The sequence below is a fragment of the Paenibacillus sp. YIM B09110 genome, assembly GCF_037167145.1.
Classification (GTDB): Bacteria; Bacillota; Bacilli; order Paenibacillales; family Paenibacillaceae; genus Pristimantibacillus.
Map to the genome: position 1 here is coordinate 480,065 of NZ_JBANSP010000003.1, position 14,725 is coordinate 494,789.

The 14,725-nt window shown below is 50.1% G+C and carries 11 protein-coding genes; 8 read left to right on the plus strand and 3 right to left on the minus strand.

All coding sequences use genetic code 11. The features are described 5' to 3' along the window. The first annotated feature begins 35 nt into the window (after nucleotides 1–35). The 3 genes from V8F51_RS06635 to V8F51_RS06645 all read left to right on the plus strand — a co-directional run bounded on the left by V8F51_RS06635 (nucleotide 36) and on the right by V8F51_RS06645 (nucleotide 3,211). The gene (locus tag V8F51_RS06635) at nucleotides 36–1,388 is read left to right on the plus strand and encodes an ABC transporter substrate-binding protein (RefSeq protein WP_337099340.1); all 1,353 of its coding nucleotides are present in this window, start codon (nucleotides 36–38) and stop codon (nucleotides 1,386–1,388) included. 85 nt (nucleotides 1,389–1,473) lie between these two features. Then, nucleotides 1,474–2,379, plus strand: coding sequence for a carbohydrate ABC transporter permease (locus V8F51_RS06640; protein WP_337099341.1), 906 nt, complete (start codon nucleotides 1,474–1,476; stop codon nucleotides 2,377–2,379). A 1-nt stretch (nucleotide 2,380) separates the two neighbouring features. Next, nucleotides 2,381–3,211, plus strand: a complete 831-nt coding sequence (locus V8F51_RS06645) for a carbohydrate ABC transporter permease (RefSeq protein WP_337099342.1) — start codon at nucleotides 2,381–2,383, stop codon at nucleotides 3,209–3,211. A gap of 170 nt (nucleotides 3,212–3,381) precedes the next feature. Here the strand turns inward: V8F51_RS06645 and V8F51_RS06650 are convergent, their stop codons facing one another. After that, nucleotides 3,382–4,221 carry an AraC family transcriptional regulator gene (locus V8F51_RS06650; RefSeq protein WP_337099343.1) on the minus strand — a complete coding sequence of 280 codons (840 nt, stop codon included), beginning with the start codon at nucleotides 4,219–4,221 and terminating at the stop codon, nucleotides 3,382–3,384. A 95-nt stretch (nucleotides 4,222–4,316) separates the two neighbouring features. Between V8F51_RS06650 and V8F51_RS06655 the strand changes: the two genes are divergently transcribed. The 3 genes from V8F51_RS06655 to V8F51_RS06665 all read left to right on the plus strand — a co-directional run bounded on the left by V8F51_RS06655 (nucleotide 4,317) and on the right by V8F51_RS06665 (nucleotide 7,879). Further along, the gene (locus tag V8F51_RS06655) at nucleotides 4,317–6,635 is read left to right on the plus strand and encodes a glycoside hydrolase family 95 protein (RefSeq protein WP_337099344.1); all 2,319 of its coding nucleotides are present in this window, start codon (nucleotides 4,317–4,319) and stop codon (nucleotides 6,633–6,635) included. Nucleotides 6,636–7,054: 419 nt separating this feature from the next. Continuing rightward, the gene (locus V8F51_RS06660) at nucleotides 7,055–7,183 is read left to right on the plus strand and encodes a hypothetical protein (protein WP_337099345.1); all 129 of its coding nucleotides are present in this window, start codon (nucleotides 7,055–7,057) and stop codon (nucleotides 7,181–7,183) included. 39 nt (nucleotides 7,184–7,222) lie between these two features. Next, on the plus strand, nucleotides 7,223–7,879 hold the full coding sequence (locus V8F51_RS06665; RefSeq protein ID WP_337099346.1) for an HNH endonuclease: 657 nt from the start codon (nucleotides 7,223–7,225) through the stop codon (nucleotides 7,877–7,879). A gap of 60 nt (nucleotides 7,880–7,939) precedes the next feature. Here V8F51_RS06665 and V8F51_RS06670 read toward each other — a convergent pair whose 3' ends face one another. Together V8F51_RS06670 and V8F51_RS06675 are read right to left on the minus strand one after the other, a co-directional pair. Then, nucleotides 7,940–8,764 carry an AraC family transcriptional regulator gene (locus V8F51_RS06670; protein ID WP_337099347.1) on the minus strand — a complete coding sequence of 275 codons (825 nt, stop codon included), beginning with the start codon at nucleotides 8,762–8,764 and terminating at the stop codon, nucleotides 7,940–7,942. Nucleotides 8,765–8,809: 45 nt separating this feature from the next. Next, nucleotides 8,810–9,814: a LacI family DNA-binding transcriptional regulator gene (locus V8F51_RS06675; protein ID WP_337099348.1), complete on the minus strand. Its 1,005-nt coding sequence runs from the start codon at nucleotides 9,812–9,814 to the stop codon at nucleotides 8,810–8,812. Nucleotides 9,815–10,340: 526 nt separating this feature from the next. On the opposite strand from V8F51_RS06675, the gene V8F51_RS06680 reads away from it, so the two are divergent. Together V8F51_RS06680 and V8F51_RS06685 are read left to right on the plus strand one after the other, a co-directional pair. Beyond that, nucleotides 10,341–11,699, plus strand: coding sequence for an ABC transporter substrate-binding protein (locus tag V8F51_RS06680; RefSeq protein ID WP_337099349.1), 1,359 nt, complete (start codon nucleotides 10,341–10,343; stop codon nucleotides 11,697–11,699). Between the two features lie 141 nt (nucleotides 11,700–11,840). Further along, a complete protein-coding gene (locus tag V8F51_RS06685) occupies nucleotides 11,841–14,717 on the plus strand; it encodes an extracellular solute-binding protein (RefSeq protein ID WP_442956408.1) in 2,877 nt (958 codons plus the stop codon). Nucleotides 14,718–14,725 lie beyond the last annotated feature (8 nt).

A 14,725-nucleotide genomic window follows, 5' to 3' on the forward strand; every position in this document is an offset into this window, starting at 1 on the left:
CGAACATGCATATTAAAGGGGAGGCTTATACACATATGAACAAAAAATCATGGACTCAGCTTGCATCGGTAGCCATTGCTACTTCACTCGTATTGACGGCATGCGGCGGAAACAATAATGGCGGCAATTCGAACAACACCGGCGGGACGAATGAAGGGACGGCAACGAACGCGCCGGGCAAGGAAGAGGCGAAAGAGGTCAGCTTCTCGATCGGTTACGCAACCGGCGACCCGGCAGGCAAGAAAGCGATCGGCGATGCAATCAAAGCGTTCACCGATGCAAATCCTAACATTAAGATCGTAGACATAAGCGAGGGCACGTCATCCTCTTACTTGGATTGGCTCAAAACGAAGGATGCCGTCGGCGAGTTTCCCGATCTCGTAGAGATGCGCGATACGGAGCTGTTCGCCAATGCCGGCAAAATCGTCGAGCTGCCGTCGGAGCTTCTTGACTTGTTCGGAGAAGTACCGATGGTCGGCGGCAAAGTATACAATGCGCCGCTGACGCTGAACGCGCCCCAAGGCATTATTTATAGTAAAAAAGCTTACGCGGATGCGGGCATTGCCGAGCTTCCGAAAACATACGACGAATTTCTTGCCGCGCAAGAAAAGCTGAAAGCGACAGGCATCACGCCGATCGTCGTTGGCGGCAAAGATATTTTCCATATGGGATTCTGGCTTAACAAGTTCCTGATTGACGATGTCTATTCCAAGGATGGGGACTGGAACTCCAAGCGCACAGCGAAAACGGTTAGCTTCACGGACGAAGGACCTGTACAAGCAATGACGGATTACAAAGAGCTGTTCACGAAATATGTGGACAAAGGCTGGCTCAGCACGGCCGACAACCAAACGGCGTCGATTCTCGTATCGGGCAAAGCGGCACAGCTTTTCTCCGGTCCGTGGATGTTCACGCAGATCGCCGAAGCGGATCCGAACTTCGAGTTTGGCTATTACCCGCTGCCGGATAGAACAGGCGCCATCAACGTCATCGGCCTGCCGTCGCCTGCTGGTTGGACACTGTCCGCCGAAGCTGCCAAAGATGCGGATAAAGCCGAAGCAATCAAAACGTTTATCAAGTTTTTCTTCAGCAAGGAGCAGTACTCGCAATTCCTGAAAGCGTCAAACGGCATCCCTTCGACGAAGGAACAGATTACGTACGAGTCGACGCCGCAAATGCAAGACGTGCTCAAAGTGATGGCTGATCCTAACGTGAAAAAGTCTCTTGCGATCAATAACTGGTGGGGCGAGAACCAAATTCCTCCGCAATTCCGCAACTGGTTCTACAAGCTGATGCAGGATCTAGTGCTTAAGGATGGGGACGTAAAAGAGTACATGTCCAAAGCGGACGCGGAGTACGATACGCAGGTTAAGGCAAACCAGCAGTAATAGAATGAAGTCGGATGGAGCCGGGGCCTTTGCACACTGCAAGGGCCTCCGTTAATCCGGCGTTTAATCGGAGGAGGAGAGCACCATGGCCATGCCGCTTGCAAACAAAAAGAAAAAGAAAAAATGGCAGATCTATGCGGTTTTGTTCATCTTGCCGTCTTTCTTATTGTATACGCTGTTCGTTATCGTACCGACGATCAGCAGCATGTACTTAAGCTTAACGTCGTGGGATGGCGTTAGCAGCGATATCCGGTTTATCGGACTGAGCAACTTCGTAGAAATATGGAACAGCGAACGCGTGCATAACGCTCTTAAGAACACGCTGCTCATGGCGGTCGTATTGGTTTTATTGGAAAATATCGTCGCCATGGCGCTTGCGATTTTCGTCGATCAAGTGAGATGGTTCCGCAATTTGTTCCGCAGCGTGTTCTACTTCCCGGTGCTGCTAAGCGGCATCGTTATGGGTTTCGTATGGACGATTATTTTAAATTACAACTTCGGCGTACTGAATCAACTGCTGGACGTCGTTGGACTGGGCCAGCTTAAGGCGGATTGGCTCGGAAATCCCGATTATGCCCTTATTTCGATCATTCTGTCGACGGTTTGGAAATCGGCGGGCTACTACATGATTATTTATTTGGCCGGATTGCAGAGCATACCGCAGGATCTGTCGGAAGCGGCAAGCATCGACGGAGCGAACAGATGGCAGCAGTTCCGCCATATTACGTTCCCGCTGCTTGCGGGCGCTATGACCGTATGCATCGTGCTCTCCATGATCAGCGCGCTCAAAATTTTCGACCAAATCGCGGTCATGACCGACGGCGGCCCTGGATTCGAGACCGAGACATTGACGTATATCATTTACAAAGTAGGCTTCGGCGAGCTGCGTCAAGGCTTCGGTACGGCGCTTGCGCAAGTGCTTTTCGTGCTCATCATGATCGTTACGGTTATTCAGGTGAAATTTTTGCGGAAGCGGGAGGTGCAGCTCTAAGATGCAGAAGAGAAGAAAGCTTAACGACATCCTGTTGTTTGCAGCGACGCTGCTGCTCGCACTCGTGTTTTTCTTCCCGATTTTGTTCAACATCATGTCGGCGTTCAAGAGCAATGCGGAAATTATGAAAGACGCCATCGCTTTTCCGAAAGGCTTGTATCTGGACAGCTTCAAATATTTGCTGATGGAGACGGAGTATCCTCGGGCGATCTTGAACAGCCTGATCCTAACGGCTATCTCGATTTTGTTCATGATATTGCTCATCCCGATGGCGGGTTATGCCATTGAGCGCCATGACAAGAGATGGACGCGTGCCGTATTCGTCTTCTTCCTTGCAGGCATGATGATTCCGTTCCAAGCGTACATGATACCTTTGTTCAAGGAATTGAAAATGCTGGGGCTGTACGGTAATCTGGCGGGACCTGTTATGATCTATATTTCCGGGTCAGTCGGCTTTGGCAGCTTACTGTATACGAGCTTCCTGAAGGGAATCCCGAAGGAGATCGAGGAATCCGCAGAGATCGACGGCTGCTCGAAGTACGGTATCTTCTGGCGCATCGTCTTTCCGCTGCTCGGACCGTGTACGGCTACACTGGTTGTACTGAACGGCCTTGGGATATGGAATGATTTCCTTATGCCGATGCTTGTCCTGCCTTCGGGCCAAACGAAAACGATGATTGTCGAGATCTTCTACTATGTCGGCGAGTTTTCATCACGTTGGGATATGATCTTCGCCGGAACGACGATGTCGATCATCCCGATCCTGATCGTATTCCTGTCGCTGCAGAAGTACTTCGTGAAGGGTATCGCTTCGGGTGCTATTAAAGGGTAATTGTTATAGGTGAGAAATGAAACAGCGCTTAAAGGTGAGTTCTTTGCCTTTAAGCGCTGTCTCTTTGCAATGTGCGGAGTCGGACGTTAGTTATTTGCACGTATACCTTAGTTTCATCCAATGTTAAGGGATGTAATCGTTTTTATAATAGTAGTGAACAATGGAATCCCTTATGCCTTGTGATGAGGCGCAGCGCGGTACTCGGTAGGCGAAAGGCTCGTTTCTTTGCGGAAAAACTTCGTAAAATGGCTTGTATCCTGGAAGCCTATCTGATCGGCTATTTCCTTAATGCTCAGCGGTGTTGTGGTCAGCAGAAGCTTGGCACGTTCGACGCGCTTAAGGCCCACGTATTTCATTGGCGGCACGCCGAGGTGTTTCTTGAAATAGGCGATAAAGTAGTTAGGGTGCAGATGGACAGCCTCGGCCATTTGCTCAACGGTGATGCTAGTGTTCAGATGTGAGGCGACATATTGCTGAATCACGGCAAGCCGGCTTATTTCATCCGAACGATGCTGCAATACACGTACTTGCACGTCATCGAGGTAAAGCGCGACAAGCTCTAGCAGCATCGCTTTCTCCCGCAGGCGAGCGGCTATCGAATGCTGCCATTTGGCATCCACCATAGCATGGAAAAGCGTCGTTATGCGGCTCGAATCTTGTGCATCGATACATAGCGGCATGCCGATCCATTGAAACAGATCGAACGGTCCGGCCGTAATCGAGAAATGGCACCAATATTTCAAGAAGGGACGACGGCCGTTAACGGTGCCGAAGGATATTGGAGCATGTGCCGGCGCGATGAACAGCTGGCCAGCCTTCGGGGAATATTCGGTATCTCCGACCCGTATCCAGCCTTCGCCTTCGCATATGTAATACAGCTTATTGTAAGGCGGCTGAGTGACATCTTCGCCCCACTCATTGGATACTTGCGTGTAATCGGCTGCATGAATTTGCAACTGAATCGATTGCAGCAGATCGGACAAAGTCTGTTGTTCGTCAAGAAATAACATAGGTTCACCTGCAGTCGGCATGAATGGTCGTACAAATTCTATAGTAAAGCAAACCTAGCGTAATTCATAGAAGCATTCCAAACGGAGGTTATTAAATGACGAATCAGCTTGAAAAACGTATCTGGTACAAGCAGCCAGCTGGCGCATGGGAAGAAGCGCTGCCGATCGGCAACGGAAAGTTAGGAGGCATGGTGTTCGGCGATCCGAAGCGCGAACGAATCGCGCTTAATGAGGACAGCGTATGGTACGGAGGTCCGCGAGACCGGAACAACCCAAGTGCGCTGCCTAACCTTCCTAAGATTCGCAGTCTGCTGAGCGAAGGCAAGCTTCGCGAGGCCGAAGCGTTAAGTGTGATGTCGCTGTCCGGCGTTCCGGAATCGCAGCGCCACTACTTGCCGCTCGGCGATCTTGCTTTGCAATTCCAGTACGAGAATAACGAAGTGTCCGAGTATACGCGCGAGCTGGATGTCTTCAGCGGCATTGCCGCCGTATCGTATCAGATGGGAAGCATCAAGTATTTAAGAGAAAGCTTCGCAAGTTTTCCGGACGAGTCGATCGTTACACGCATAACAGCTGACAAGCCGGGAAGCATTAGCTTCACCGCGAGGCTGCTTCGCGGTCCCGGCAACCGTTTTTATGATGAGCTAGCGAATGCCAATGATGCAGGGGATACGCTGCTTATGCGGGGCAACTGCGGCGGGGCTGGAGGCATGGAATTCCGCTTGGCGCTGAAGGCTGTCACCGAAGGCGGCAGCGTTCAAATTATAGGCGAGCATCTTATTGTCGACAAGGCTGACAGCGTTACGTTATTGCTATCCGCCGCAACCGAGTTTCGGCATGAAGATCCAGAATCGTATGTGCTGCATACGGCTGACACAGCAGGGAGATACTCCTATGAGGAGCTTCGAGCAAGACATGTGCAGGATATAAGCCGTCTTACCGAGCGTGTGACGCTGAAGCTTGGCGGACAAGAGCTATTCGCCCAATTTCCAACGGATGAGCGGCTCAAGCGGGTGCAGCAGGGCGAAGAGGACAGCGGTCTTATGGCGCTGTATTATCATTTTGGACGTTATCTGCTATGCGCCAGCAGCCGTCCCGGCTCTTTACCGGCGAATCTGCAGGGGATATGGAACGATAAGATGCTTCCGCCTTGGGATAGCAAATATACGATTAACATCAATGCGCAAATGAACTATTGGCCAGCGGAATCGGGCAATTTGGCAGAATGCCATGAGCCGTTGTTCGACCTGATCGAGCGGATGCGCGAACCGGGCCGTCATACGGCTCGTGCGATGTATAATTGCGGCGGCTTCGTTGCTCATCATAATACCGATATTTGGGGCGATACGGCGCCGCAGGATCTTTATTTGCCGGCGACCTATTGGCAGATGGGCGCCGCTTGGCTTTGCTTGCATCTGTGGGAGCATTATGAATACAGCTTGGATAGAAGCTTCTTGGAGAAGGCCTATCCGACGCTGAAGGAAGCGGCTCAGTTTTTCGTTGATTTTTTGATCGAGACAGACAACGGCTTGCTCGTTGCGTCGCCGTCGGTATCTCCTGAGAATACGTATATTTTGCCGAATGGACAGTCAGGCGTTCTATGCGTTGGTTCGTCGATGGACAGCCAAATTTTATATGAGCTGTTTGGTGCCTGTATCGAAGCGTCGAAAACCCTCGCGGTAGACGAGACGGAGAGGATGCAATGGAGCGGAATCGTGGAGCGATTGCCGCAGCCTAAGGTCGGCAAGCATGGACAAATCCAGGAATGGCTGGAAGATTACGAGGAGGCCGAGCCGGGACATCGGCATATTTCGCATTTGTTCGCCCTTCATCCGGGCAAGCGGTTCACCGTACGCGGAACGCCGGAATGGGCGGAAGCGGCCAAGGTAACGCTGGAACGACGATTGGCGAGCGGAGGCGGCCATACCGGCTGGAGCAGAGCGTGGATCATCAACTTCTGGGCTAGGCTTGAGGAGGGCGAGAAAGCTTATGACAACGTTCATGCGCTTCTCAGTCATTCGACGCTGCCGAATTTGTTCGATAGTCATCCTCCGTTCCAAATCGACGGCAACTTCGGCGGTGCGGCAGGCATCGCGGAGATGCTTGTGCAAAGCCATGAAGGCGAGATTCATCTGCTTCCTGCGCTGCCAAAAGCATGGGCGAGCAATGGAGAGATTGCAGGTATTCGTGCTAGAGGCGGTTATTCGGTCGACCTTCGCTGGGCAGACGGCCGGTTAATTGAAGCAACGATTCGCTCGCAGGCGGGAGGAAACTGCATTGTCCGGGCTGCTGGACTAACAGGCGTAGTAGAGGAAGAAGGCAATTCTTCTGTTGTGACGCATGTTTCGGAGGACGGCGTTGGGAGCTGGGAAGCAGCGGCTGGCCGCAGCTACCGCTTGAAGTTTAACAATTAAAATATGCATGCATAAAGGAATGGGTTGTTCCAAAAGTGTTCGCACGACATGGGACGCCCTAATTAACTCGCGAAGGGCCTCTGAATTCCACTATAAAGTGGAACTTGGAGGCCCTTTTTTCATGTCAGGGGGATGTGAATGGATTTCCTCTTGGCTATCCAATATTTATACTCGTGGATGAATTATCCACTTTTGTATGATAAAACGTATAAGTTTTGACTAGTTACATCGTGTTTATCAGATCTTGCGTGAGAAATCATATAAATTGAGATAAGCTTTTTTCGATAGCTAAACGATAGTAGCGCGACTGCCGGCGACTCGAAATAACGTCACAAAAAACTCAGCATTATCGCCTAATTTAAGTGCATGGTATAGTATAATCTATAGGAGCTTGGATTACTTGCGAAGGAGGAGTTGGAATGGGTGTACCGGTTGGCGTGTGGATAGCCGCAGCTATTATCGTTGTTGTATTATGCTGGATGACGTTCTGGGTAACTAACAAGGCGTACTCCAAGAAGTGGGATGACCAAGAGGAAGACAAAATATAAAGCGTGAGATGCTTAGGCGCGCTGTCTGGAGTTATAAATATGGATGAGCTTGATCAGGTGCAGGAGACGGTTCGTCCAAGCACGCATAAAAAATGCTCTTACTGCGGGCAGAGCAAGCCGCTTGCGGAATTTCTGCGACGGACGGGCAGGCGCTCCGGTCCCGGGTCTAGACGCGGCGCATGCAAAGATTGCCGCAAGCTTCGAGCATCTGCTGCCGAACCTTCAGGGCCGGCTGCCCGCGTCTCGACGGGCAAAGCTCGGACAACGTTAGAGCAAGCATTGCCTGTAATAACAGCACCAGCACCAGTAACACCTGAAGTGTCTGCCAAAGGCGAAATTATTCTTAGACCAACGCGCAAAGGGTTCATCTGGATGCGAGGTTTGACTGATAAAGGCCGGAGATGGCACCAGGAGATAGAGCTCGCGCTGGCGAATTTGCTTGTGAAGGAAGGGATGGCTGTTGTTGTCAACCGCCATACGATTCGCCGGCTCTATAGCAACAAGTCTTTCCGTCAATATATTCTTGCTAGAGACCATCATACCTGTTATTTCTGCGGGGAATATGGCGATACGATCGACCATAAGCTTCCGCGCGCCAAGGGCGGACACACGACACCTGTCAACTGTGTATGCGCTTGCAATTCTTGCAATCAATCGAAGGCTGACCAAGACATTGAGTCGTTTATGAACCTTTAATTCAGACAGTTTCAGCCGATTTCTCCGAAAACCCAGCCCTTTATCGAGAAGGGCAACCCCTTATTTCTCCACAAAAGGAGCCAAATCGTTGACTAGGCTGCTGCGGAATTGCCGCGGAGATAAGCCTTTCGTTTTTTTGAAAATTTTCGAAAACAATAGCGGATCATCATATCCGACGGACCTGGATATGTCGCCGATCGATAGCTCGCTATGCTCGATGAGCTCACAAGCTTTATTAATGCGATACAGGATCAAATAATCCTGTATGCTGAAGTGAACGTTCGCCTTGAATATCGAGCATAAATAACTGCGATCCAGCCCGATCATCGAGGCAATGCGGGATACGCTTATTTTGCTGGCGTAATTGTGCTCGATGAAATCGATCACTTGCTTAACGTATTGCTTCTTCCGGTTCTCCCTCTTATCGGTTGCTTGTTCAGCCGTCCCCGTTTCAACGAGCAGTGAGAGCAGCATATATAGCAGTCCGGTCAATCGCAGATCGCGCGAGCGGCTTAAATCCTTGGAATGGATGATCTGCTCCATATAGCGATAGAGCAAGTCGTCCTTATCATAGGTGAAGATGGGGGAGGCCGATGTCAGGTTGGCCTGAATGAGAAATGATTCCGCCTGAGCTCCGTGAAAGCCGAGCCAGCAATAATGCCATGGCTTGGCTGAATCTGCCTCATAGTAACTGATCTGATCCGGATAGATTAGGAAGCCTTGTCCTCGATGGAGCTTATAAGTATGTCCTCCCGATTCGAAGATTCCCTCACCGTCAAGCACATAATGAAGCAAGTAATGATCGCGAGCGGCCGGGCCGTGATAATGTCCAGGCATGCACTGCTCAATGCCGTACTGATTCAACTGAAGATCGGTATGCTTCACATTTCGAGAAAGATATTCAATGATAGCGCATCACCTCGCAAGGACTCAGTCGTTAAAGATGACCTCAGCTTGTATCAAAATTTTCTCATAGTTCGTTTTTGGATTCAGAATACGCCACAGTAATTGGTCTACTGCGCGCTTGCCCAGCAGCTCTTTGTCAATATTGACGGTAGCCCAGATCGGAAGATCGGGATGGGTGTTGTCGAAGCCGGTCAAGATCAGGTTATCCGGCGGTGTTATATTCATTTGTTTAAATTGGAAAAGGCAGTTGTCTACGAGAATGTCATTGACGCAAATGAATGCTTCCGGTAAGCCGTGCTGTCTGATTGCGATCGGAAATGCTTCTTGAAAACACTCAATCTCCGGTCCAATAAGCGATGGAATCTGCTTGAGGGGTATATCATGGTCCTCGAGCGTAGCGCGAAAGCTCAGGTAACGTTCATAGAAGCTAGGCGCATCCTTAATGTTGCCTACGAATTGAAAGTTCCGATAGCCTTTTTGGATGGCCGCGGTTGTGATTTCACGCATACTGGATAAATTATCGGTGAAGATCGAGTCGCTTTTGAAAGCAGGGTCGTAATGGTCCACCATCATGACGGGAATGCCTAACCGCTTAATTTCAAGCAAGATAGGCGTCGAGATGGATCCAACGGTAATAATGCCCATGATCGCATCTGGATTGAGCAGGGAAAACACGGAATCGTCCTTCGGTTCTGTCAGGGTAAGGATATTAATGCCCTTCTGATCAAGGTGAGTAGAGATCCCATTAATAATCGGCCCCCAATATAGCGATTCCGTATTCTGATAGCGAACGTTCGGGAACAGCACGAGTACGGTACCCGACCATTCACGCGTATTTAGATCGGTTAGTTCGTTAGATACAGGCGCATTCGAAGATTCCTTGAAATAGCCGAGCTGCGCAGCAGCTTTCAATATACTTTCGCGAGTCTGCGGACTGACTCCGGATTTGCCGGATAAGCCGCGGGAAACGGCGAATTTAGATAACCCTGTATAGTCAGCTATAGCTTGAATAGTTACTTTACCTTTCACGATATCATCCTACTTTGGCCAGTTTAGTGGGTAGCGTTTGGCATATTAACCTTAATATTAACTGATTGGACGAGCGAGTAAAACCTTTCTTTTCATACATCGTGTGACTTTGTTCCTATGTTTGGTTAATGACGCTAGTAAATAAAAAATGTTAGCATCATTAACAAGAAACAAACATAATAACTTTCGTTTTGTTATTTTTGTTATGTTATTAAAGATAGCATCATTTGGCATAACGCACAAGGGGGTAAATGCTATAAGAATAAGTATATTAAGCGATTTTTCATATAGAACCAATAAAATATCATAAAAAACAATTGACCGATTTGGAAAACGATGTTAGAGTTTGTTATGTGATACAAAACATTTTACATAACAAAAGAAAGGTTGGTGTCCTAACAAGTAATAACCGTATTCGTGTTTTATTTTTTTAGATCAGCTTTGCAAGCGCTTTATTTATAGGGTTTCGCTTGTTTGAACGCTGGTGAGTACCAACTGATGAACAATAAAATTGGGAGGTTCTGCTATGAGAAAGATGAAAGGGTTTACAATTTTGGTGTTGGGTCTAATGCTTCTATTAACGGCTTGCGGCGGTGGAAATAACGGCAACAACGAGGCGACGACGCCTCCGGCAAGCGATGCGACGAACGCTCCAGCGGTGGAAGCTACGGAAGCTCCGACAGCTGAACCGATTGATATGGGCGGACGCGTCATTAAGGCAGCGGCTTGGTGGGACTTGAAGCCAGCGGGCAACACGGCTTCGGAGAAAGCTCGCCTCGACAAAATCGCGGAAGTTGAGAAAAAATACAATGTCAAATTCGAATTCGTAAACGTACCTTTTGAAGAATATATGCCTAAATTCACAGCATCCGTGCTGGGCGGCGAACCGTTCGCCGACATCGTCCAAATGGAGTACAAATCCGCACTGCCTGCTATTCTGAAAGGCCAGCTGCTTAAAGTAAGCGAGTTCACGACGGCAGCTAACAATATTAACAATGAAGCGAACCTGCTCTGGAAAACAGCGCCGATCGCTGGCGAAGAGTACGGCTTCGACAATCCGGGCACCGGCGGCGTAGGCTTGCACTACAACCGCGACCTGTTCCAAAAGCTTGGCCTTCCTGATCCGAAAGAGCTGTATGAAAGCGGTCAATGGAACTGGGATAAATTCCTGGAAGTTGCGAAGCAAGCGACTAAAGACAATGACAATGACGGCAAAATCGACACTTACGGCTTCTCCGGTTGGGCGCTGGACGTGTTCCGCAACTTCACTTACGCGAACGGCGGATTCGTCGTTGACGAAAGCGCTAAGACGCAAGGGTTCACGGATCCAAAAACGATCGAAGCGGCTGAGTTCGTTAACCGCATGTATAACGTAGATAAAGTTGTTCGAATTAAGGGCAGCAACAAAACGGCATGGGATGAATACAACACGTTCAAAGACGGCGACGTTGCTATGTTCATCACGGCTGCTTGGAACCTTGGCGGCTTGACGTTTGACCTTGGCGTTGTTCCGATGCCGACAGGACCGCAAGGCGATCCTTCCATTACGTTTGCCGACAATGCAGCATCGGGCAAATTTATTCCAAAAGGCGTCAAAGATGCGCAATTGGTATACCAAGTTTGGGAAGAAACGTTCGACATCCCGCAAACGGAAGATTTCCCAAGCCAAGAATGGCTTGAAGGCATCTATACGCATGAAGATGACATCCTGATTACACGCGATCATATTAACGGAACGGGCAAAGTGCTGCTTGACGATTCGTTCCCTGAATTCCCTACTGGCTTGTTCGTAGAGGACATTATCGTGGGCAATCAATCGGTTACGGCGACTGCCGAGAAAGTTAAGCCTCTCGCAGAAGCCTCCATCGGCAAGCTCGGTCAATAATAGAAGCAATTAATAGGGCGTAACGGTTGGGGGATGTCGGGTGCGACCTCCCCCAACTTCATGAATAAAGCCTAAGGAGGACCTCTGGTGATAAGCAATATGCGGCTTACTCATTTAGCTGGAAAGATAGTGCTCGCTGTAATGGCATTAATCATCGTGCTGCCGATCGGAACAACCTTGCACGCGGATGCAAGCCCGGACGCCGCATCATCAGATGAACAGCAAGGCAGCAGCGCAGCCAAACAGTCGGCTTACAACGAACAAAGATATGCGCAATATTTGTCCGAATTCGAAGGAGAGGCTAGACCAGAGCAAGAGATTGTGCTGGAAGCGGCCGATCATAGCCGCATCGAAGGGGAAGGCTTCCAGAAGCTGGAGCAATATGAGGGGATGGACGGAACCTCGCTGCTGACCGGTGAATCAGGCAGCGTAGAGTGGACGTTCCAAGTTGCCGAAGCAGGGCTGTACAACCTGTCGCTGATCTATTATCCAGTAGAAGGGAAGAGCTCGGCGATTGAAAGATCGCTAACGATCGACGGCGAGCGCCCGTTCCGCGAAGCGGCATTCCTGCAGTTCGACCGCATCTGGAGCAATCAGAAGGAAGAGGTGGTAAGGGATAATCAAGGCAATGAGCTGCGTCCGAAGCAGATCGAGAAGCCAAGATGGAGCGAGAAGCTGTTCCAAGACTCCGACGGTTACGAGAACGAGCCCTTTTTATTTTACTTATCGCAAGGAACGCATACGATTGCCCTGGAATCGACTCGCGAGCCGATGGTCGTAAAGCAGTTGAAAATTTTGCAGCAGCGGACGCCTTTATCTTATGAAGATATGGTTAAGCAGTATGACACGGAAGGTGTTAAGCCGACTACTGGCAAGCTGATAACAATTGAAGGGGAAGCGTCGACTGCCAAATCCTCGCCTACCTTGTATCCTTTGAGCGAACGTTCAAGTGCTGCGGTGTATCCATACAGTGCTTCAAAAATAAAAATCAACACAATCGGCGGCTTCAACTGGCGTCTGCCCGGTCAATGGATGGAATGGGAAGTCGAGGTGCCGGAGACGGGCCTCTATAAGATTGCCTTTAAGTCGCAGCAAAACTTCGTCAGAGGTATTTACTCCACTCGCAGATTGACCATTGACGGCGAGGTGCCGTTCAAAGAGATGGAGAAAGTAGCCTTCCGCTATAAAGGCGGCTATCGAATGGATGTTATGGGCGGCGACGAGCCTTACCTGTACAGCCTGGAGAAGGGCAAGCATACGATTCGGATGGAAGTCAGCTTAGGCGAATTCGCCCCGCTCATCCGCGAGGTGGAAGAAAGTCTTTATAGCCTGAACGACATGTATCGCAAAATATTGATGATTACGGGAACGAAGCCGGATGAATTCCGCGATTATCAGCTCGATAAGAAAATTCCCGATTTGCTTGAAGTATTCGGTGCTGAAAGCGATCGGCTGAAGCGTATATCGAAGCAATTAGTAACGCTGTCCGGTCAATCGAGCGATCAGGAGGCATTGCTTAAGACGATGGCGCTGCAGCTCGACGAGATGATCGACAAGCCTGAGAGCGTATCGAAGCGACTGTCCGCTTATAAGACGAATACAGGCGGTCTCGGCACTTGGGTGCAGCAGGCTAGACAACAGCCGCTCGAATTCGATGCGATCTATATCGCTTCGCCGGACAAAAAGTTTCCGAAGAAGGGCATGAGCTTCTTCTCGAAGATGAAGCATGAGGCATCGACCTTCATGTATTCCTTCTTCACCGATTACAATCAGATCGGCAACGTAACGGACAAGGCGGATCAACGTTCCGTAACGGTATGGATCGGAAGCGGCCGCGACCAAGCGAATACGATCAAAGCGATGATCGACGAGACGTTCACTTCGGCAACCGGCATTAACGTTAATCTGAAGCTCGTCAATATGGGTACGCTGCTTCCGGCGACATTGGCCGGTCAAGGTCCCGACGTAGCGATGCAGATCGAGAACGATATTCCGGTCAACTACGCGATGAGGAATGCATCGGTCGACCTGTCGCAATTCGCCGACTTCAATGAAGTGAAGGAACGGTTCCGCTCAAGCGCGCTCGTACCGTACAGCTACCAAAGCGGTGTGTATGCGCTGCCGGAGACACAGACGTTCAACATGCTCTTTTACCGCAAGGACGTGCTTGAGGAGCTGGAGCTTGAGGTTCCGGAGACTTGGGATGACGTATCCAATCTTCTGGCTGTTCTTAGTAAAAACCATATGCAATTCGGCTTGCCGGTCGTTGCCCAAGCAGCCGTTCAAGGACAGAACATCCCGCCTAACTCGATGTACGCGACACTGCTCTATCAGAATGGCGGCCAGTTCTACCGCAACGATGGCAAAGAGTCGGATCTGGATTCGCGAGTCGGCATCGAGACATTCAAGCAATGGACCGAGTTCTATACCGACTACAAGCTGGAACGCGAATACGACTTTGCCAACCGGTTCCGTACCGGTCAAATGCCTATCGGCATTGCTGACTATACGACGTATAACCAGCTGTCCGTATTTGCTCCGGAAATTCGAGGCATGTGGGGCTTCGCTCCTGTACCGGGTACGGTTAAAGAGGACGGCACGCTCGATCGCACGGTGCCAAGCGGAGGCAGCGGCGTCGTGATGATGAATGCGGCGGAAGACAAGGAAGCGGCGTGGGAATTCATGAAATGGTGGACGGACGAAGCGACGCAGACGACGTTCGGCCGCGAGATGGAAGGTCTTATGGGCGCTGCGGCGCGTTATCCGACTGCTAATATTAAGGCGCTCGACAGCCTGCCATGGCCGGTTGCCGACTATGAGAACTTGAAAGAGCAGTTCGATGCCGTGAAAGGCGTGCCGGAGGTGCCTGGCGGCTACTTCACAGGCCGTCATTTGTTCAACGCATTCTATAAGTCGGTCGTAGGCGCCGTTGAAGCGCGCGAGTCGATTATGGACTACGTCCAATACATGCAAGATGAGATTCGAACGAAACGAAAAGAGTTCGGACTACCGCAATAATGGGGGGG

Coding starts and splice junctions, on each gene's coding strand:
- V8F51_RS06680 (WP_337099349.1), top strand. CDS start 10,341: ATGAGAAAGATGAAAGGGTTTACAATTTTGGTGTTGGGTCTAATGCTT.
- V8F51_RS06650 (WP_337099343.1), bottom strand. CDS start 4,221: ATGTTATTTCTTGACGAACAACAGACTTTGTCCGATCTGCTGCAATCG.
- V8F51_RS06655 (WP_337099344.1), top strand. CDS start 4,317: ATGACGAATCAGCTTGAAAAACGTATCTGGTACAAGCAGCCAGCTGGC.
- V8F51_RS06685 (WP_442956408.1), top strand. CDS start 11,841: ATGGCATTAATCATCGTGCTGCCGATCGGAACAACCTTGCACGCGGAT.
- V8F51_RS06645 (WP_337099342.1), top strand. CDS start 2,381: ATGCAGAAGAGAAGAAAGCTTAACGACATCCTGTTGTTTGCAGCGACG.
- V8F51_RS06665 (WP_337099346.1), top strand. CDS start 7,223: ATGGATGAGCTTGATCAGGTGCAGGAGACGGTTCGTCCAAGCACGCAT.
- V8F51_RS06635 (WP_337099340.1), top strand. CDS start 36: ATGAACAAAAAATCATGGACTCAGCTTGCATCGGTAGCCATTGCTACT.
- V8F51_RS06640 (WP_337099341.1), top strand. CDS start 1,474: ATGGCCATGCCGCTTGCAAACAAAAAGAAAAAGAAAAAATGGCAGATC.
- V8F51_RS06660 (WP_337099345.1), top strand. CDS start 7,055: ATGGGTGTACCGGTTGGCGTGTGGATAGCCGCAGCTATTATCGTTGTT.